The 20,461-nt window shown below is 44.0% G+C and carries 15 protein-coding genes and 1 riboswitch; of the genes, 5 read left to right on the top strand and 10 right to left on the bottom strand.

The window, feature by feature from the left end:
* Positions 1-38 precede the first annotated feature (38 nt).
* The 7 genes from ACSX1H_RS00995 to ACSX1H_RS00965 form a co-directional block, all read right to left on the bottom strand.
* Positions 39-1,481 (bottom strand): lyase family protein, encoded by a 1,443-nt coding sequence (locus ACSX1H_RS00995; protein ID WP_439181658.1) that lies wholly within the window; start codon positions 1,479-1,481, stop codon positions 39-41.
* A gap of 4 nt (positions 1,482-1,485) precedes the next feature.
* Positions 1,486-2,649, bottom strand: a complete 1,164-nt coding sequence (locus ACSX1H_RS00990) for a sigma-54-dependent transcriptional regulator (protein ID WP_439181657.1) — start codon at positions 2,647-2,649, stop codon at positions 1,486-1,488.
* A gap of 3 nt (positions 2,650-2,652) precedes the next feature.
* Positions 2,653-3,582, bottom strand: coding sequence for a Ppx/GppA phosphatase family protein (locus ACSX1H_RS00985; protein WP_439181656.1), 930 nt, complete (start codon positions 3,580-3,582; stop codon positions 2,653-2,655).
* 108 nt (positions 3,583-3,690) lie between these two features.
* Positions 3,691-5,025 (bottom strand): ABC transporter permease, encoded by a 1,335-nt coding sequence (locus ACSX1H_RS00980; protein ID WP_439181655.1) that lies wholly within the window; start codon positions 5,023-5,025, stop codon positions 3,691-3,693.
* Between the two features lie 6 nt (positions 5,026-5,031).
* Positions 5,032-5,967: an ABC transporter ATP-binding protein gene (locus tag ACSX1H_RS00975; RefSeq protein WP_439181654.1), complete on the bottom strand. Its 936-nt coding sequence runs from the start codon at positions 5,965-5,967 to the stop codon at positions 5,032-5,034.
* 73 nt (positions 5,968-6,040) lie between these two features.
* Complete coding sequence (locus ACSX1H_RS00970; RefSeq protein ID WP_439181653.1) at positions 6,041-6,481, bottom strand: hypothetical protein; 441 nt, start codon at positions 6,479-6,481, stop codon at positions 6,041-6,043.
* Between the two features lie 105 nt (positions 6,482-6,586).
* A complete protein-coding gene (locus ACSX1H_RS00965) occupies positions 6,587-7,486 on the bottom strand; it encodes a CHAD domain-containing protein (RefSeq protein WP_439181652.1) in 900 nt (299 codons plus the stop codon).
* Positions 7,487-7,601: 115 nt separating this feature from the next.
* Here ACSX1H_RS00965 and ACSX1H_RS00960 point away from each other — a divergent pair, with 115 nt between their 5' ends.
* The 3 genes from ACSX1H_RS00960 (at position 7,602) to ACSX1H_RS00950 (ending at position 11,179) form a co-directional block, all read left to right on the top strand.
* The gene (locus ACSX1H_RS00960) at positions 7,602-8,639 is read left to right on the top strand and encodes a hypothetical protein (protein WP_439181651.1); all 1,038 of its coding nucleotides are present in this window, start codon (positions 7,602-7,604) and stop codon (positions 8,637-8,639) included.
* Positions 8,640-8,669: 30 nt separating this feature from the next.
* Positions 8,670-9,485: an SDR family oxidoreductase gene (locus ACSX1H_RS00955; protein WP_439181650.1), complete on the top strand. Its 816-nt coding sequence runs from the start codon at positions 8,670-8,672 to the stop codon at positions 9,483-9,485.
* Between the two features lie 76 nt (positions 9,486-9,561).
* Positions 9,562-9,661: riboswitch (SAM riboswitch) on the top strand.
* Between the two features lie 147 nt (positions 9,662-9,808).
* Positions 9,809-11,179 carry an aspartate kinase gene (locus ACSX1H_RS00950; protein WP_439181649.1) on the top strand — a complete coding sequence of 457 codons (1,371 nt, stop codon included), beginning with the start codon at positions 9,809-9,811 and terminating at the stop codon, positions 11,177-11,179.
* Between the two features lie 113 nt (positions 11,180-11,292).
* On the opposite strand, the gene ACSX1H_RS00945 is transcribed toward ACSX1H_RS00950, so the two are convergent.
* The 3 genes from ACSX1H_RS00945 to ACSX1H_RS00935 all read right to left on the bottom strand — a co-directional run bounded on the left by ACSX1H_RS00945 (position 11,293) and on the right by ACSX1H_RS00935 (position 13,732).
* Positions 11,293-12,483, bottom strand: coding sequence for an ammonium transporter (locus tag ACSX1H_RS00945; protein WP_439181648.1), 1,191 nt, complete (start codon positions 12,481-12,483; stop codon positions 11,293-11,295).
* Between the two features lie 37 nt (positions 12,484-12,520).
* On the bottom strand, positions 12,521-12,865 hold the full coding sequence (locus ACSX1H_RS00940) for a P-II family nitrogen regulator (protein ID WP_439181647.1): 345 nt from the start codon (positions 12,863-12,865) through the stop codon (positions 12,521-12,523).
* Positions 12,866-13,012: 147 nt separating this feature from the next.
* On the bottom strand, positions 13,013-13,732 hold the full coding sequence (locus tag ACSX1H_RS00935; RefSeq protein WP_439181646.1) for a TorF family putative porin: 720 nt from the start codon (positions 13,730-13,732) through the stop codon (positions 13,013-13,015).
* A 617-nt stretch (positions 13,733-14,349) separates the two neighbouring features.
* Here ACSX1H_RS00935 and gltB point away from each other — a divergent pair.
* Together gltB and ACSX1H_RS00925 are read left to right on the top strand one after the other, a co-directional pair.
* Positions 14,350-18,867 (top strand): glutamate synthase large subunit, encoded by a 4,518-nt coding sequence (gltB, locus tag ACSX1H_RS00930; RefSeq protein ID WP_439181645.1) that lies wholly within the window; start codon positions 14,350-14,352, stop codon positions 18,865-18,867.
* Positions 18,868-19,005: 138 nt separating this feature from the next.
* Positions 19,006-20,430, top strand: a complete 1,425-nt coding sequence (locus ACSX1H_RS00925) for a glutamate synthase subunit beta (RefSeq protein WP_439181644.1) — start codon at positions 19,006-19,008, stop codon at positions 20,428-20,430.
* Positions 20,431-20,461: the final 31 nt, after the last annotated feature.

The following is a 20,461-nucleotide window of genomic DNA, read 5'->3' as shown; positions in this document are numbered from 1 at the left end:
TTCGCGCATGAATGCGCATTTTTTTGATCTTCAGTAAGTTATTTGAGTTCGTTTAAACTATAGCCTTGACGTATAAGGAATTCGGGCTGCATTAGCTCTTCCAGCTGCGTGCTTTCCATCAACTTCAACTTTGTATTGGCTTCAAATATATTAATGTTGTGTTCCTTCATGCAGTTAGCTATAGTTGCAGCTTTGTGGTAACCTAAAAAAGGGACGAGAGCTGTTGTCACCGAAGGGTTGGAGTAGACTTCATGGGGTTTAGCAGTGAGCGGTGTTACTTCCAGGTGATCAACCAAATTACATTTTAGCGTGTTGTTGCAGCTAATGATTAGTTTGATTGATTCTAACAGGGCATGGCCAATGCTGGGTATATACGCATTTAAATCGAGGCAGCCCTGGCCACATAATGCTGTAATCAGCTGATCGTTTGCATATATTTTATGAACTGCACTGATGATAAATTCGGGAATAACCGGGTTGACTTTGCCAGGCATAATGGAGCTGCCCACTTGACGTTGAGGTATATGTAACTCGTGGTGCCTGAATAGGTCGGAGCTCATGAGGCGTAAGTCATTCACCATTTTCTCCAGATTAACAGCATGCGCCTTTAAGGTGGCATGTACCTCTACAAAACGGTCGAGGTTAGCCGTTGCATCGCATAAGTTTTCTGCTCGTGTTATCGGGAGTCCGCTTAGCTGCTGCAGTTCGGAACTAACATGCATAATGAAAAAGCGGGGAATACTGATGCCTGTACCTATGGCTCCGCCGCCGAGGTTTACTTCTTTTATGCGCTCCAGGCATTTGGATACGCGCCACCAGTCTCTCGACAAGGCGTTGTTATAGGTGCTGAATAGTTTGTCGTAGGTGCTGGGAACAGCTGCTTGCATTTGAGTATAGCCCTGACGGATGGTGTTGCGGTGTTTTGCTTCTTGTTTTTCCACCTGAGCTCTAAGGTTATTAATTGCTGCCTCCAGTTCATTTAAGAGCTGCATGGCTGCCACAGTTAAGGCAGTGGGGATTACATCGTTAGTGGATTGAAACACATTGGCCTGCTCAAATGGGTCTATCACCTGATAATGACCTGGCGGCTGATGGAGCTCAAGTAAGGCTACGTTGGTGATGATTTCATTAATATTCATATTAATGGAGGTGCCTGCTCCCCCCTGAATCGCGGGTACAATAAAGTGGTCGAAGTGTTTCCCCTGGCTTACCTGGCTGGCGCTATTAATGAGGGCGTTGATGGTGGCATCGTCGAAAAAACGCAGAGGAAGATCTTGTGGATTAAACTTTTCTTCAGCAGCTGCTTTAAACTTTTGATAGGTTCGATAACAGGCCAGTTTAACCAGGCCTACGGCTTTGTACCATTCAAGGGAGAATGGGTTTTGATTCATAAAGTTTTCAACAGCCCGGGCTGAGTGGATGCCGTAGAGGGCCTCATCCGGAAGTGATAGTTGTCCTAAAAAATCTTCTTCTGTTCTCATTCGATCAATTCATTGGTCGGGCATAGGCCAATACATCTTCTTTGCTTATGGTTGTCTGTCCTAAAATGATAAGTCGCTCAATAACGTTCCTGAACTCTCGGATGTTGCCAGTCCAGTTAATGGCTTTTAGTTCTTCAATGGCCTCATCTGTAAATTCCTTATTGTTCATCCCCAACTCTTCGCAGATAATGCTTGTGAAATGCTCAGTGAGCAAAGGGATGTCATCTTTACGATCGTTTAAGGCCGGAACATGTATTAAAATCACACTCAGTCGGTGATAGAGATCTTCACGAAAATGATTGTTGGCAATTTCGTCTTTCAGGTTTTTATTGGTGGCGGCCAGGACCCGTACATCTACTTTTATATCCTTGTCACTCCCTACGCGACTGATTATGTTTTCCTGAAGGGCACGCAGCACCTTCGCCTGCGCGGCCAAACTCATATCGCCAATTTCATCTAAAAAGATAGTGCCTCCATTGGCTTGTTCGAATTTGCCTTTTCGCTGTTTATGAGCCGAAGTAAAAGCACCCTTCTCATGGCCAAAAAGTTCACTCTCAATTAATTCGGATGGAATTGCCGCGCAGTTGACTTCAATAAATGGTTGCCCTGCCCGGTTGCTTTTTTCGTGTAACCAACGAGCTACCAGCTCTTTGCCAGTGCCATTTTCACCGGTTATCAGCACTCTGGCATCGGTAGGAGCCACTTTTTCAATCATTTCCTTCACACGAATAATTGGTTCCGACTCACCAACCATGTCGTAGGTTTTGCTCACTTTGCGTTTCAGAACTTTTGTTTCGGTTACCAGATCTTTCTTTTCTATGGCATTGCGAATAGTTACCAGCATGCGGTTCAGATCCAATGGCTTTTCAATAAAATCGTAGGCTCCTTTTTTGATGGCTTCAACGGCCGTATCAATGTTTCCGTGTCCCGATATCATAATGATGGGAGCATCAGGGTTTATCTCAATCAATTTATCGAGCACCTCCATGCCATCCATATTAGGCATTTTTATATCGCACAAAATGACATCGTATTTATTGGCTTTGAACTGTTCGAGGCCCTGTTCACCATCTTCAGCCAAGTCAACCGTGTGATTTTCGTATTCAAGTATGTCTTTAAGTGTATTGCGAATGCTGCGTTGGTCGTCTATTACAAGTATTTTTGCCATAATCTAAAGTTCGTTGTTAAGGAGTTGTAAGATTGTACCTTCTTTGAGAGCAAAGCCGCATTGCCATATTTCTTTTATATCAAACTCTTTAACGATGAAGTTAATAAAAATACTGGCGAGTACAATCATTTCGACGCGGTGCAAATCCATTCGCTCCATGTTTTTACGCTCTTGGGCAGTGGATGTTACCAGACGTGTGTGCATGTCTTTTGCATGCGACATGGAAATTTGATAGGTCATCACTTTGCTCATGTCCAGATGCGGATGGTGGATGGCGGCAATCATGGACGAAATGGTGTCAAAAGAGCCGGAGGAGCCAATTAATGTGCTTGTTGGGTATTCAGCTATTGCCTTGTACAGCAAGCTCAGTTCTTCTTTAATATAGTTTTCAACAGTTTCTATTTCCTGTGAGGTAATTGGGTCGGAAGGCTGAAAGCGATCAAGCAGGCGGGCCATTCCTAAATCAAAACTATGTTTCCAAAGAACGCCTTCTTTATTGGCAATGATGAACTCATTGGAACCACCTCCAATATCCAGAATCATAACACGTTCATCGCCGATAGGCACTACCTGTTTTACACCATCGAAAATGAGCTCGGCTTCTTTTTGTCCGTCAATGACATTAATGGTGAGTCCCAATTCGTTTTTTACCCGATCGATAAAATCCTGCCCATTGGCAGCACTTCTTATGGCGGCCGTGGCCATGCATACCACCTTGTCTACCTGGTAAGGCTGCATGGTGTTTAAATGTGTTTTTAAGGCAGTGATGCCTCTCTCCATTGCCTCCGGTACAATGCGGTTATCGTTGATGCCGCCCTTTCCCAGCTTGGCCGGATATTTATCTTCCAATAATACGGTGTAACTGTTTTTTGTTTGTTCGGCTATCAGCAGGTTAAAGGTGTTGGTGCCCAAATCTATGATTGCTATTCTCATATAGTGCTATAATTAGGTCGACTAAAATACACAAATCACTTGTAGAATAAAAAAGAGACTGCTTCTTGTTGAAACAGCCTCTCAATTTCATTGTGAAATAGGGTGGGTTTAACGACCTGAGTATTTAAACCACTTCCATAACTCTTTGTACGATACTTTTTTTCCATACAGCAGGATGCCAGTGCGGTATATGCGGCCGGCAAACCAGGTGGTGAATATAAAGCTTCCAGCCAGAATGGCGATTGAAAGTACTATTTCCCATATTGGTGGTTGAAACGGGATGCGTGCCATCATTACCACCGGAGAGGTAAATGGGAACATCGAAAACCAGAATGCCAAGTCGCCCGTGGGATTGCGAAAGGCAGCCATCGCTATGTATATGGCTAATATCAGCGGCATCATTACGGGCATGATAAATTGCTGACTGTCGGCTTCGTTATCCATCGCTGCGCCAATGGCCGCAAAGAGGCTCGCGTACAACAGATAACCTCCAAGGAAATAGAAAACAAACAATATAAGGCTGCCAATTAAATCCAGGGAAACTACTTTATCTAAAATGTTATTAAACCCTTGGGCAAACTCACTGGCCTGCTGTGCGTCCGTCGAGTTAACCATTTCTACCTGGTTTCCGGCTGGAAGGTTCGATGCATCGCCTCCTAACACAGTATGCAGCACACCAACAATGGACAAGGTAAGGACAATCCATAGCACAAACTGAGTGAGGGCCACCAAAGCAATGCCAATAATTTTACCCATCATCAGCTGGAACGGTTTTACAGAGGAAATGATGACTTCGACGATGCGGCTCACTTTCTCTTCCATCACTCCGCGCATTACCTGCATGCCATAAACAATAACAAACATGTAGATCATAAGGGCAAATACAAGGGCAACAATCATCACCATCTCGGTAGAGCTTTCCTTCTCTGTACCATCTTCGTCCAGCTTAATGGTTTTTAATTGGATATCCACATTATGGATGTCTTTAATAATGGCATCAAGGCCGTCAATCTGATAACTGTTGAGTTTTTCAGTTTCAAGGTATTTCTCCAGATTACGTGCAATGTGCTCTTTTACATCAAAGGTAATTTGCGATTCGGAGTAAATTTTAGCTGCATCGGGCTGTTGAAGCAAGTCATTTTCGATAACCAGGTAAGCATCATAGCCTTTTTCCTGATAGGTTTCTGTAATGTTCTGAGCTTCTTCCTTATTCAGCCAGCTAAATTTAATCAAATCAGTGTTTTTGATTCGATCCGTATAATTACCGGTATGATCAACTACTGCGATACTTTTGGACTCGGTATCTTCCATTGAGGCAAACCAGCTGGGTAGTACCATCATGGCGGCAAACAGGATGGGCCCAAGAATGGTCATCACAATGAAGCTCTTCTTTTTAATACGGGTGATGTATTCTCTTTGTATAATTAATGAAATCTTACTCATGGTGGGCTATTTTAGGTTTTTCGACTGGTTGCTGTGTTCAACTACCTTAATAAAAATGTCATTCATGGTTGGCAATACTTCTTGCAGGCCAACAATTTGAACATCGTTAATGACGTTGCCAATCAGCTGGTTGATGGTGGTGTCATCGAGCAATTTCACAAAAGCAGTATGGTGTCCGTTTACTTTGTTAACACTTTCTACGTCAAAGCCCTCCTTCAATTTTTCTGCAATGAGCGCCTCGTTACCAATAAAATCAAGCTTTATCAGGTTGTCTTTGTAGCTCTGTCTGATGCTGTCAATAGGACCATTTAAAATGGTTTGAGACTGGTTAATCAGGGTGATGTGGTCGCATAGCTCTTCAACCGAGCCCATGTTATGTGTCGAAAACAAGATGGTCGCTCCATTTTCTTTGAGTTGCAGTATTTCCTGCTTCAGCAGATTGGCATTAATCGGGTCGAAGCCACTAAAAGGCTCATCAAAAATTAGCAGCTGTGGTTCGTGAAGAACGGTTACCACAAACTGGATTTTTTGCTGCATTCCCTTCGAGAGCTCTTCAACTTTTTTATCCCACCAGGCTTGAATTTCAAATTTTTCGAACCAGTACTTTAACTTTTTGATGGCATCGTTTCGCGAAAGACCTTTAAGGCGGGCCAGATAAATTGCTTGTTCGCCTACTTTCATTTTTTTGTATAGCCCTCGTTCTTCGGGCAGGTAGCCAATGTTTTGAACGTCTTTTGGCTGAAGAGGCCGACCGTTGAAAATAATTTCGCCGGAGTCGGGACCGGTAATTTGGTTGATAATGCGTATCAACGTTGTTTTTCCTGCGCCATTAGGCCCGAGAAGACCATAAATGCTGTTGGCAGGAACCTGTAAATCAACTTCGTTTAGTGCCAGGTGGTTAGCATATTTCTTCACCACTCGTTTAGCTTCAAGAAACATCATAGGTTAGTTGTTGAAATTAAATGAGCAGTGAAGATAAGATTTTTACCATTATAATAAAAAATCTCTTTCTACCTTAGAACCAGCCAGCTCCTAATTGCTCTCTAAAGGGCCAGGGAATGGCTGCTATAATCAAGAGCAGAGCAATGGCATGTGAAATGAAAATGCGTTTGTGTGTCTGCTTGGTGGTGTTGGCCTTTGCTTTGAATGAATAGTGGATAATCAGCAAGCTGGCAATTACCATTAACAAAGGGTGTTCCAGAGTGTAAAAACGCAGAAGGGTGCTTTTGAAAGTTGCTGGGTCAAATAGTACTTTACTACTGATGATGTAAAGGGTAATGCCAATGATAAACTGGCTAATAAATGTGCCAACGTTAATGTTGATTAGCCATTTGTGACTTTTTTCAAATCTTTTTTGGCCCGTCCAGGCAATAAGGCTTTGTATCAGTACTAATACAATAAATAGCAAAGCTAAATATCTGATGCCGCTGTGGGCATGAAGCAATCCATTATACATAAGTTCGAGTTTTCTGAAATAAACAGGTAATTTCTGGAATTGTTCGTCGATAATAGAAAATTTACTCCGTTTAAACCATTTGGGAGAGAGGTTCTTTTGCTGCGGCTATTCTCTGCTGATCAGCCAGTAAGAGGTGATGCGTTTAACAAAGGCACTGGCCCCTTCGGTGAAGAGTTTTCCCAGCAGTGGCCATAATTCCCGATGTATTTGTTCGCGTTCAGATTGAAACGATTGGGTTAATTTGGCTTTATCATCAACAGAAACTGTACCGTCAGGAAGTTTGTTGATTAAAATGATGGTTTCAGCAATGTTATGATCATCACCCAATAAATCTGATGCTCGTTTTAATGAAAGGGAATAGTGTTTAAAAAAATCGGGCCAAACCTCCTGAATGAGTGTCATTTGGTTAAGCAGGTATTTTACCTTTTTGCGCAGTTCATGCAGCGGGTGGTCGTCCAGTTTAAGTTGAGACTCAGTAATCTTGTCGAGACACTGATTGTAGATGTGGCTTACCCCGTGCTTGATTGTGTGCGGCCCCAACGACTCTAATGGGTAATTTGCAAGCTCTTCGCGGGCAAAGGACATCTCATTTTTTATGGCTACTAATGTTTTTTGGTCTACAAGTTGTTTTAGTTCAGTTTCTTTTAATTGGTTGACATGTTCCACCAGACGGATATAATTGGCTTCAGGTATTTGCAGTTCCTGAGCCTCAAAATGGGATGCCAGGTGGGTAATGATAACATGGTAGTCGCGTAGTGCCGACAGCTGACGGCCCAGTTCCCTGAACTTTCTGTTTTCACGTAAAAATAATTCTTCGCCAATGTCCCAGCGTATCAGGCGCAGGAGTGCTCTTATTCGCTTAAGAGCTTTCCGAACTTCGTGCACAGTGGTATCAATATCTTTGGGAATGGATGTCTGGTACTCAATATAGTTGAATTGCTCCCCTAATACTCTTGTTACACCCTCTTGCAATTCTTCTTGATTATCAATGGCGAATAAATACATACGCTAGCTATTTTTATAACTTCAAACTACGTATTAAAAATTTGAATATCAAGCAGATTTTCGAGGCTGCATTTTTTTTTATAAATTATCAATTAAATATTGAAGGGGTGTTAATATGAAGCACATACTATTATTGCTTGCTATCTATAGTGGCTGCCAGCTGATGAGTATTTCGCAGGAGCAGACAAAGCCGGTTTATCCATCCCTTTTTGCCAGTGATGAGCTGCTTACAATGAGTTTGTATTTCGATGTGACCTCACACATCCGAAAAAAAAGTGAGGAGTATTGTCCCAGTAAAGTGGTCTTTTATTTTTCTGAAGAGGATTCGGCTGCGATTGATGTGCGATGCCGGGCCAGAGGTAATTTTCGAAGAGATAATTGCCACTTTCCGCCGGTTATGCTCAACTTTAAGCCAGATACACTTTTTACCACAGATGGCTATCTGACCAAGGTTAAGCTGGTGACGCATTGTATTGATAATAAGACCTACAGAGAGTATATGCTCGAAGAATATCTGATTTACAAGCTTTGGGAGCAGGTTAGTCCTTACGCCCTGCGAACCCGTTTATGCGATATTTACTATTTTGATAGGGGAAAAAAAGGGAAAAACTATCGGGCATTGGGGTTTATGCTTGAGCCTGTGCGCATGATGGCTGAGCGGACAAACACTATTGAAGTTAAAGGGGAGTATTTCAAAGAACATGAAATTAATGCCTTGGATGCCGATCGGGTTGCTCTATTTAACTACATGATTGGAAATACCGACTGGCGCATTAAGGGAGGACACAATATTCTGTTCATCAAGCGTTTCGGTTATCGTCGTGAAGAGGTTACGGCCATACCTTACGATTTTGATCATGCCGGATTTGTAAATGCAGCTTATGCCAAACCTGCGGAGTGGTCGAGGGCCAAGCAGGTTACAGAGCGCGATTATACCGGGCGGTGTCGCGACTATGATGATAATTACTATCAGTTGATAGATGAGTTTGTGGCTGTGGAAGAGGGTTTGTATGAAATCATTCTCAACTTTGAGTACCTGGATCTTAAACATCGAAAGCAACTACTGCGCTATCTGGAAGATTTTTTTGAACGTATAAAGAAGCCTGACGCATTTATACGAACAATACGAAGCTCTTGCATGAATCGCTATTAAACATTTTGTTGGTGAAAAGGTTAATCATTTATGGGTAAGTCAATAAGTATTTTAGGATGTGGGTGGTTAGGACTGCCTTTAGCCAAGCAGCTTTACAGCCAGGGGTGGCAGGTGAAAGGTTCAACCACTTCATCTGCTAAGCTGGAGGTGCTTAAGAACAATGGCCTCTCTCCGTTTCTGATTGATTTGAAGGATCCGAAAACGCTGCAAAGTGATTTTTTTCAAGCTGACTATTTGGTTATTAATATCCCACCCACGAAGGTGTTTAGACAAGTAGAAGCGTATCAGCCTTTGGTTAGGTTCATTGAAGAGGCCGATTTGTCAAAGCTTATTTTTGTGAGTTCCACCTCTGTTTATCCGTCTAAAGGGCAAATCGCGTGCGAATCGGATACGGAAACTATAGCAGACGGCATCAATGCCTTGCTTGATATTGAGCGGCTTTTTCAAAGGGCCAGCTTTCAAACAACCATTGTGCGTTTTGGAGGCCTGGTAGGAGGTGAGCGGTATCCAGGGCGTTTTTTTACTTCTGACAAGGCCGTTAACGGAGCGCAACAACCCATTAATTTGATTCATCTTGATGATTGCATTCGGCTGATAGAAGCCATTATTGAAAAGGATTGTTTTCCAGGGGTGCTTAATGGTGTGGCCGATTCGCATCCAAGTAAAGAAGAATTCTATACTTTGGCAGCTCAATTGGCCGGCAGGGAGGTGCCTACTTTCATCACTGACGATTCCATGTCTAAGCTTGTCAGTAATCAGCGTTCGAAAGATTTGTTGGGATTTGAATTGAAGCATCCCGACTTGAAGCAGATGCTTAAGGATGATTCGTTGTGGGCTCGGAGATAACGCTTTTTCTATTTGGTAAATTTGTTGTGATACCTTAAGTTTGCACAAATTCTGCATACAATATGCAGGATGTTTGAGTTTATTGAGAAGAGGGGAGAGACAGGCTCATTGAACCTCTGGCAACCACCTATGAGGCAGGTGCCAAAACCTGATTCCCCTAGGGGTGTTAATGAATTTAAACAGCTTAATATGTTATTAGTACGATTCTTTCGAATGCCCGGTCGGGCTTAAATTTTCACCACACAATTTCTATTAGTCTGATTTAGTCAGCTGGTAAATCTGTTTATTAACGGCTTTATGCCATCATATACCTATATCAATCAATGAAGAAAATAGTTGCCAAATTTGGAGGTTCCAACCTGAAGAAAAAAGAAGATATTCAAAAGCTTGTTCGAGTTATAAAAGCCTATGACAGACCAATGGTTATTGTAGTTTCTGCGTTTTACGGAATTACTAATCATCTGATAAAGGCAATGGAAGAGGTAAAAAAAGATGAAACCAATATTGAAAAGCTGATCCGGTTTCTGAGGGAACTGAAAGAGGAAACTATTCTGGAAAATTTTGAGGATAAGGAATGGCAGGATAAAACACTCAATGCCGTTCAGTCGCGAATTAAAGAGTTGGGGCGTTACTTGACGGGTATACATTACATTGGCGATGTGCCAGAGTTTGTTGAGGATGTTATTTTGAGTTATGGTGAGCGCTTAAGTTCACTGGTTTTAACATCCATTTTGCAAAGTAATGGGATTGATGCGGAAGAAGCCTTGCCCGAGCAAATGCCCTTAGTTACTGATGGGGAGTTTGGTAATGCAACCGTCGATTTTGAGGTGTCAGCGCCCAATGTACAAAAGCGTCTGGCCGGAAATAAAGTCTATATCGTACCTGGCTTTTATGGGGTTTCGGAACAAGGGAAGGTGACATTGTTGGGCCGCGGCGGCAGTGACTATTCAGCCGCAGCAATTGCACGTTGCCTCGAGGCTGAATCGTTGGATGTATGGAAAGATGTGGATGGTTTTATGAGCGCCGATCCGAAGTTGGTACGGGCGCCTAAACGCATTACTCACCTGTCGTATGCCGAGGCGGCCGAATTATCTTACTTTGGAGCTAGTATATTACATCCGCGCACGGTAGAGCCGCTTAAAGAGGTGGGGATACCAATTCATATTGGAAATATCGATGCCTTTGATGGCAGTGTGGCCCCCCGAACGATTGTGCACGGGACCGAGATTGTAACGGACTGCATCATTAAAAGTGTGACTTACAGCGATGACTTTTGCATTTTGAAGATGCGAGGTCCGGGTGTGGGCCTCAAAAAAGGGGTGTTGGCAAAGGTAACAGTGGCCCTGGATCGGGCTGGCATCAATATCAAGTCGGTTATTACCTCTCAGATTGTCATTAACCTGTTGCTGTCGGCAAAAGATATTAAGCGGGCCTATAAGATTGTGGATGAGCTGGAGCTATCCTCAATTACCGAGGTGATTGCTTCAGAGCAGATTTCAACCATTGCAGTGGTTGGTGAAGGGTTGTTGGATCGGCCAGGAGTGGCCGGACGCCTGTTTATGTCTTTGGCGAAAAAATCCATAAACGTGCAAATGATTGTTTCTGGTGCCTCGGCCGTAGCCAGTTATTTTATGGTGGCCAAGGACGACCGTGATGCTGCAATTGAGGCCATTCATGATGAGTTTTTTCAATAGAATACCTAGCAAATGGCCTGTGCTCCACCAGCACAGGCCATCATCTTTCGGGTTAGAAAGTTTAGCGGCATGTCTTTAAGAAAGGCTGATAGGACCTTTTATATGTTGTTGGCTTAATAATTATAGGAGCTCTGACCGTGTTCGTGAATATCAAGTCCCTCTCGCTCTTCTTGCTCTGAAACCCTTAAACCCAATGTGGCTTTTAATCCTCTAAACAGGAGGAGTCCAATTCCCATTGCCCAAATTCCAATGGATAAAACCCCGAGTACCTGTATGCCTAACAGGGAAAATCCTCCGCCATATAGTACTCCGCCATCTGTTGCAAAAAATCCAACTAATATAGTCCCCATGGCGCCACAAACACCATGAACAGAGATGGCCCCAACCGGATCATCAATTTTTAATTTCTGGTCGATAAATTCAATTGAAAAAACAATCACAAGGCCAGATAGTGCCCCAATGGCCACTGCTCCGGCTGGAGAAACAATGTTGCAACCCGCAGTGATGCCTACCAGTCCGGCTAAAGCACCGTTGAGAGTCATTGACAGATCAGGCTTACCATATCGCATCCAGGTGACAAACATGGTGGCAATCGCTCCGGCTGCAGCCGCCAGGTTGGTGGCAATAACGATTCGGGCCACAGCATAAGCATTATCTCCGCTGATTGCCAGCTGGGAGCCGGGGTTAAATCCAAACCAGCCAAGCCAGAGAATAAACACACCGAGGGCACCCAGCACCATGTTGTGACCGGGTATGGCATTGGCTTGCCCGTTGTATTTTCCAATGCGCGGCCCAATGGTCCAGGCACCGGCCAGTGCTGTCCATCCGCCCACCGAATGAACCACTGTGGAGCCCGCAAAATCATGAAACCCCATGGTGCTTAGCCAACCACCACCCCAAACCCAATGGCCTGATATCGGGTAGATGACCACGGTAATGATTAATGAAAACAGCAGATAAGTACTGAATTTGGTCCGTTCAGCCATGGCGCCGGAAACGATGGTTGCGGCAGTTGCTGCAAATACGGTTTGAAAAAAGAGATTATGCAGGTCAGTACGGTCGTTATAGAAAAAATCAAAGCTGCCCCAAAAAGCCCCTTCGCCGCCATACATGATGCTGTAGCCAATGCTCCAGAACATCAGGGAGCCAATTGAGAAGTCCATAAAATTTTTCATAATGATGTTGCCCACGTTTTTTGCTCGTGTAAAACCAGCTTCCACCATGGCAAAGCCTGCCTGCATAAAAAAGACTAAAATTCCGGCCAGTAAGACCCAAAGGATATCTAATGCGCTATTTGCGTCCATAATTTTCAGTTTTTAAGGTTTCTTAAATTGCTTTTGATTACTTCTCGTAAAGAGTTTCCGGACCTGATTCACCAGTTCTGATGCGGTAGGTTTCTTCAACATCGGAGACAAAAATTCGGCCGTCCCCGATCTCTCCGGTTTTAGCGGCATCGATAATTGTTTCTATTGTTTTGCTCTTATTCTCATCCCGAACAATTATTGAAATCAGGCGTCTTTCGATAATGCTTGTATCGTACTGAGTGCCTCTGTATAGATGTCCTTCGCGTGCAACACCTGTTCCTCTCACATCCCAATACGAAAAGAATGTGATGTCGTGCTCTTTCAGTGCTTTTTTCACGGCTTCAAAACGTGTTAAACGAATGATTGCTTCAATCTTTTTCATATGTGTTGTTTTAATAATGGTGATTTTGTATTGTTTTTCTTGGCAAACCACGCTTGCTTTTTGGCTCTGTGGTCGGGCAGGTATTCTAACTGTGAAATAGGTTGTGTGCTTCCCTGATGGCATCTGTGAGTAGCGGCCATAGTGCATCTACAGGTTTATTCCGGCCACAAAATGTAACTGATTAACATTGGGGTTAAGAATAACGGCTGCAAATAGAGGAAGTGAATAGGTTTCGCTTAGTTGCATTTGTTTTGTTGCACTGATGCCAATATTGACTATGTCAAATTGCCCTTTGTTTGTGTAGCTCTTGTTGCCGCCGCCCATAAACAGGGTGCACAGCTTTAAGTCATAGCAGGCTTCGCAATAGAAATCCTGACTCATATTGGCTGAGAAGAAGTAGTTGGCAGATAAAGAGAGCTTGTTGAGTCTTTGATTTAAGCCAACTTCAAAGAAGTGATTGTTTTTGTAGTCAAAATAGTCGCCAGTTCGCTCATCTGTCATCTCTCCAATGAATGCGCCAGTTTCGATAGCGGTCTTGCCAGTTATTTTAGTGATTTCTATCGGGAAGTAGTAGTCGGTAATGCTAAGTTTTAATCCAAAATCAAATTCATATGCCGCAAACAGGTCCAATTCTGTTCCTCTGGTGTTTGTATTAAAGCTGTAATTCCCCCAGGCACCAACAGACAAGCCTCGGTTATTATAGGTTAGTGATGGTTGAATTGCAGGTGAGTTGCCAAATTCAACGCCTCGCCAAACATAGCGAGAAACGAGGGCTGTTGAAATGTCGAAGGTACTTTTGTTGGTCTTTTGACCGTTCGTGGGTAATACGCTTAGCACTAATCCCAAAATCAATAAAATCTGTTTCATAGTTGCATGGTTAAATTGTTAATTTTTCGTTTCGGCATCTTGTTGATTGGGGGATGTCGGCTTTAAAAAAAACTGTTTTTTCTGGTGGGTACCCTGTTTTTTTATAGGTTGACGGTGTAAAAGTATATAAAAAACAATACACACCCCCATTAACTAGGGGGTAAATATCAAAATAATACAAATAACAATGAAATAGCCCCTATTTGAAAGGGGGTGGGTCGTAAAAAGTGATGAATTGAAAGGTGACGTGCTTGTTGATTCAGTGCTTGATTGTGTTTTTGTGATGCCGTTCTATTCAAAATGCTTGTTTATGGTCATGGGGAAGAATTATCTAACCATTTGAATACCAAATAGACATTATCAGGTATGGTAATGATGTATGTCGAACAGGCGCCAACCTGAAGTATGCCAAAAGTCATAAAAAAGGCAAGCTTTCCTCATGATTTGTTGGTATATATAAATGAAAACGCTATTTTTGCTTTCGGATTATAATATAAAAGCATCAAATACTTTCCGAATGAAAGGTGCTTTATTTGTAATTCATCCAATCCAACGGCGATATTATGATTTCCTTTCGAAGGGGGTATTAGTAGATTTTTCTCTTAAAGAATTACAGTATGACAAAACGATTTCCAAATCCTCAAGGGTTGTACGATCCTGCCAATGAACATGATAATTGTGGAATTGGATTTGTGGCCAATATTAAAGGGACGCAATCCAACGAGATAGTGATGCGAGGCTTGGAGGTGCTGACAAACATGACGCACCGCGGTGCCGAAAGTTCAGATAATAAGTCGGGGGATGGAGCTGGTATTTTGATGCAAGTGCCGCATGACTATTTTAAGACTTTTGGATTTAACCTGCCTTCAGCTGGAAAATATGGTACCGGATTGGTTTTTTTACCTCAGGATGAAAAAGAGGCGACTTTCTGCCAACAAACTCTGAATCGGTTTTTTGAGTCGGAAGGGTTGGAACTAATCGGTTATAGAGAAGTTCCTGTTGATAGTGAGGTGATTGGAGAAATAGCCAAAGGGAATGAGCCGAAAATCCGGCAGGTGTTTGTTAAGGGTAACTATGAGCAGGATGCTTTGGAGCGTCGTCTTTATCTGGCGCGCAAGCAAGCTGAGAATGCTGTTAGAGCCTCAGAGCTTCAGCAAAAAGCAGCTTTCTATTTGCCCAGCTTATCATCAAAAATATTTATTTATAAGGGAATGTTGACGCCTGAGCAATTAGGCTTGTATTTCCTTGACTTGAAGGATCGCCGAGTAAAGAGTGCCATTTCACTGGTACACTCGCGTTTTAGTACCAATACTTTTCCAACCTGGGATTTGGCTCAGCCTTTCCGTATTATGGCTCATAATGGAGAAATTAATACGATAAGAGGAAATCGCTTATGGATGCAGGCCCGTGAAAGTTTGTTGGAGTCTGATTTGTTTGGCGACGATTTAAAGAAACTGTTTCCGGTCATTACTCCTGATATGAGTGACTCGGCTTCGCTGGATAATGTGTTGGAGTTTTTATTCCTCACCGGTCGTTCCTTGCCGCATGCCTTAAGCATGCTGGTGCCCGAATCGTGGAACAGTAAAAACCCTATTCCGAAAAGCCTGAAAGCCTATTACGAATACCATTCAACCATTATGGAGCCGTGGGACGGACCAGCTTCTATTGTGTTCTCCGATGGACGCTATGTGGGTGGTACTTTGGATCGCAACGGCCTGCGTCCCTCACGTTATGTGATTACTAAGGACGACATGATTGTGATGGGCTCCGAGGTAGGGGTGCAAACTTTTGAAGCCCACGAAATCCGCGAAAAAGGGAGGTTGAAACCCGGTAAGCTGTTGTTGGTAGATACTCAGTTGGGGGTAATTATTCCTGATGAAGAGATAAAGTCGCAGCTGGCTAAGCGTCGACCTTATGGGAACTGGCTGGAAGAGAACCGCATTCGCATGCGCGATATTGAAGTTGAAGTGCGCGTGCCATCGGGTCTGGGAGAAAAGTACGATACCTATTTAAAAGCGTTTGGTTATAACCGCGAAGATTTTGAGCAGGTGATTGTGCCAATGGCTCAAACAGGCGGTGAGCCCATCGGCTCAATGGGAAATGACACGCCAATTGCTGTTCTGTCCGATAAGCCTCAGCGTTTCTTCTCCTATTTCAGGCAGCTATTTGCCCAGGTTACCAACCCGCCTATTGACCCTATTCGCGAGGGCTTGGTGATGGCTTTAACAAGCTACATAGGGTCGGTGTCTAAGAATCTGTTAAAGGAAGAGCCGTCACAGTGTCGCTCAATTAAGTTTGAGAGCCCGCTGATGACCAATACTGATTTAGGAAAAATAAAGGATTACATGCGTGAAGAGTTTACGCACGTAAAAATTCCCATGACTTTTCCTGTTGCAGAAGGCGAAAAAGGGTTGGAGGCTGCTTTAGAGAACATTTGTCAGGCAGCGGAGAAAGCTGTGGATGATGGAATGAATTACATCATTTTGAGTGACAAGGATATTGATGAAAAGCATGCTGCCATCCCATCATTATTGGCTGTGGCAGCTACCCATCATCACCTCATTAAAGCAAAAAAGCGGATGCAGGTAGGCCTGGTGGTCGAAACGGGTGAAGCAAGGGAAGTGATGCACTTTGCATTGCTACTTGGTTTCGGGGCCAGTGTGATTAATCCTTATGTATGCTTTGCCACCATTAATGAAATGGTGAAGGCGGGCAAGATTGATGTTGATTACACCACAGCGCGAGAAAACTACATAAAAGCAGTTGATAAAGGCCTGTTGAAGGTGTTGTCTAAGATGGGAATCAGTACTTTGCGCTCTTATCATGGAGCGCAAATATTTGAGGCCATTGGAGTGTCTGAAGAGGTTATTAACAGGTATTTCACCGGTACGCCTACCAAAATTGGAGGGGTTAGCCTCAATGAAATAGCACAGGAGAGCATCCTGGATCACCAAAAGGCATATGCACCTACTTTTCAGAGTAATCCTTTCGATACAAAAGGAAGTTATGCTTACCGGAAATATGGTGAAAAGCATGGATGGAACCCTGAAACGGTTGGGTTGCTGCAGTGGGCAACATCCGAAGGTGATTATAGTAAATATAAAGAATACAGTCGTCAGGTGGATGCGGATAATAAAACACCATTATTTATTCGCGGGCTGATGAAATTAAAGGAGCGAACCCCGATTGATATCAGTGAAGTTGAGCCGGCATCGGAAATTATGAAGCGCTTTGTTACAGGGGCCATGTCATATGGTTCTATTTCGAAAGAAGCTCATGAGGCGATGGCTCTGGCAATGAATGAGATTGGCGGTCGCAGTAATACCGGTGAGGGTGGTGAAGATGCTGAGCGGTTCAAGAGTCCGGCCAGGAGTTCCATCAAGCAAATAGCAAGTGGTCGGTTTGGGGTAACTAATAATTACCTAATCAACGCAGATGAACTGCAGATCAAAGTGGCGCAGGGAGCCAAGCCTGGCGAAGGTGGGCAGCTGCCTGGCTTTAAGGTTGATAAGATAATTGCCCGACTGCGCAATTCAACGCCGGGAATTACATTGATTTCACCTCCGCCTCACCACGATATTTATTCCATCGAGGATTTGGCCCAGTTGATATACGACCTCAAAAGCACCAATCCTTCAGCACGCATTAGTGTGAAGCTGGTGTCTGTCAACGGTGTGGGAACGGTAGCTGCGGGTGTGGCTAAAGCGCATGCCGACCTCATTGTGATAAGTGGTACTGAAGGCGGAACGGGTGCCAGTCCAACCAGCTCTATTAAGCATGCCGGGTTACCGGTAGAGATAGGTTTGTCCGAAGCTCAACAAACACTGGTGATGAATAACCTACGTGGCCGGGTGAAGCTGCAAACGGATGGACAATTGAAAACTGGTTTGGATGTGATTAAGATGGCCTTGTTGGGAGCCGAAGAGTACGGTTTTGCCACTTCGGCCCTGGTAACTTTAGGTTGTGTGATGATGCGTAAATGTCATCTGAATACCTGTCCGGCAGGTATCGCCACCCAAGACGAGGAATTACGCAAACGGTTTATTGGTAAATATAAATATGTAGTCAACTTCTTCAGCTTTATTGCCGAGGAGGTAAGAGAATATCTGGCGCAGTTGGGATACAGGTCTCTTGAAGAGGTGATTGGTCGCACTGATTTGCTCGAGCAGGATGCTTCTGTTGGTAACTGGAAAACAAAAGGGGTGGATTTAAGTCGTCTATTGTATTTCCCTGAAGAGGGCAAGAAGTATCCGATTCGCCACACCACAGAACAAGATCATAAGCTCGATGAGGTGCTGGACCGCTCATTAATCAAACAAGCGCAGCCGGCTATCATCAATCAGCAAAAAGTATGGATGGCCAGCGACATCGTCAATACCGATCGAACCGTTGGAGCCATGCTCTCTGGTGAAGTGTCCAAAAGGTATGGGGAGCAGGGCTTGCCCAAAAATACCATCAATTGTACTTTTTTTGGTTCGGCCGGACAAAGCTTTGGGGCATTTCTGGTTAATGGAGTCAGTTTCCGACTGGAAGGAGATGCCAATGATTACCTGGGCAAGGGACTGTCGGGAGGTAAAATTATTGTTGTGCCGCCGCAGGGAAGTAGTTTTAAGCCAGAAGATAATATCATAATTGGTAACACAGTGCTGTATGGCGCTACCAGCGGACATGTTTACGTGCGTGGAGTGGCAGGCGAGCGCTTTGCAGTTCGTAACTCCGGGGCACATGCTGTTGTTGAAGGGGTAGGCGACCACTGTTGCGAATACATGACTGGTGGACGTGTGGTGGTCCTGGGGCCTACAGGGCGCAATTTTGCAGCTGGTATGAGTGGAGGAATAGCCTACGTGCTTGACGAAACGGGGCATCTTGATTACTACTGCAATAAGGGGCTTGTTGATTTAAGTCCGGTAGAAGATGCGGCCGATGTTCAGGAATTACAGTTTATGCTGAATAAGCACCTGCTCCATACCAATAGTGACAAGGCCCAGGAAATTCTGGTTAACTGGACATCCTATTTGCCTAAGTTCGTTAAAGTCATTCCTTTTGAGTACAAGAAGGTGCTGCAGGAGGAAAAAATAAAAGAACTGGAGCGTAAGCTGCGCGAAACCGAAGATGCACCATACATCAGAGAATAAGCAAGTTGTTTTGTGCGAATGTGTTTAATTAAAGAGATTAAGTAGCTAAAGCTATATAATAAAAGAGCATCGGGGTATGAAAGAGAATGAGTGATAAGGCTCAAAGGAGCCGCCCCGATTTCTTTAAAATTAATGATTATGGCAGATCCCAAAGGTTTTATAAAATATGGGCGTAAGGAAGGTGGTTATCGCCCGGTAGCCGAACGAGTAGACGATTATGGGGAGGTTGAGCAAACGCTGAACCTGGCTGATCGCACCCTGCAGGCATCCCGCTGTATGGACTGCGGCATTCCGTTTTGTCATTGGGCATGTCCCGTAGGCAGTAAAATTCCTGAATGGCAGGATGCGGTGTATAAGGGCGAATGGAAGTTGGCGAGTGATATCCTACATTCAACTAATAGTTTTCCTGAATTTACCGGACGTATATGCCCGAATCCCTGCGAGAAATCCTGTGTATTGGCCATCCATGATGAGGCCGTCACTATCCGTGAAAATGAATGTTCCATAGTAGAACGGGCTTTTTCAGAAGGCTATATCGAACCGCGTGTGCCAGCGCAGCGGACCGGTAAGAAAGTGGCAGTTGTTGGTTCTGGGCCGGCAGGCTTGTCGGTTGCTGATTTGCTCAATCAGGCCGGACATACTGTGACTGTTTTTGAAAAAGATGATGCCGTTGGCGGGTTGTTGCGCTATGGTATTCCAGATTTTAAGCTAAATAAAAAAGTGATTGATCGCCGCATTGCTATTTTTGAGCAGGAGGGAATTGTTTTTAAAACCAATGTGGCTGTGGGTGCTGATCTGAAAGGAGAAGCCTTAATGAATGAATTTGATGCAGTGGTGCTGACAATTGGAGCCATGAAACCTCGTAATTTGCCCGTGGAAGGGCGCGATTTAGATGGTGTGCATTTTGCAATGGACTTTCTAACGCAACAAAACAAGGTGAATCGGGGTGAAGTAGTCTCCAATGATGATCGTCTGTTGGCCACAGGGAAAAATGTACTGGTTATTGGAGGCGGTGATACAGGAAGTGATTGTGTTGGAACATCTAACCGTCAAAAGGCCAAATCAGTGACGCAGATAGAGATTTTGCCTAAGCCGCCGGAAAAAAGAGGCGCAGGTAATCCATGGCCTTACTGGCCTAATGTATTGAAAACATCAACTTCGCATAGTGAAGGCTGTGAGCGTAGGTGGAGTCTCAATACCAAACGTTTTATCGGTGAAAATGGGAAGTTGAAGCAGGTAGAGCTTGTGGAAGTCGACTGGAGCAAAGGTGAAAACGGGCAGTGGCAGATGAGCGAAAAGCCAGAAACAGCCTTTGTAATGGATGCTGAGCTGGTGTTATTATCCATGGGATTTGTGAGTCCGGTTCATGAAGGGGTGGTAAGCGAGCTTAGCCTCGAGTTGGATGCCCGTGGAAACATTAAAGTGGATGGCAGTTATCAGACAAGTAAAGCTGGTGTGTTTGCAGCAGGTGATGCTGCAAACGGGGCAAGTTTGGTGGTTACTGCAATTGCCAAAGGCCGGGAAGCAGCCAAAAGTGTGCATCAGTTTCTTACGACAGAATAAATTTTGCAGCCTTTAGTATATTACAGTCAAA

This window comes from Carboxylicivirga taeanensis (assembly GCF_051851475.1).
In the GTDB taxonomy this organism is placed as follows: domain Bacteria; phylum Bacteroidota; class Bacteroidia; order Bacteroidales; family Marinilabiliaceae; genus Carboxylicivirga; species Carboxylicivirga taeanensis.
This window is presented reverse-complemented; position numbering and strand designations above follow the sequence as displayed.